Raw genomic sequence first — 253 nt, 5'->3', positions numbered from 1 at the left:
TCCGCTACCCCCACCTCATCCCCGAATTTTTCAACATTCGTGGGTTCGGGCCTCCAGTGCGTGTTACCGCACCTTCACCCTGGACAGGGGTAGATCACACGGTTTCGGGTCTACGACCACGTACTCATTCGCCCTATTCAGACTCGCTTTCGCTGCGGCTCCGTCTTCCCGACTTAACCTTGCACGTGAACGTAACTCGCCGGTTCATTCTACAAAAGGCACGCCATCACCCTTTTAACGGGCTCTGACTTTT

General features: G+C 54.9%; 1 rRNA gene. It reads right to left on the bottom strand.

From position 1 onward, the window contains the following. A 23S ribosomal RNA gene (locus M3194_RS31105) occupies positions 1–253 on the bottom strand; the annotation flags it as partial.

This window comes from Paenibacillus glycanilyticus, assembly GCF_023715145.1.
Classification (GTDB): domain Bacteria; phylum Bacillota; class Bacilli; order Paenibacillales; family Paenibacillaceae; genus Pristimantibacillus; species Pristimantibacillus glycanilyticus_A.
The sequence above is the reverse complement of the archived record's forward strand: the minus strand, read 5'-3'. Positions and strand labels throughout refer to the sequence as shown.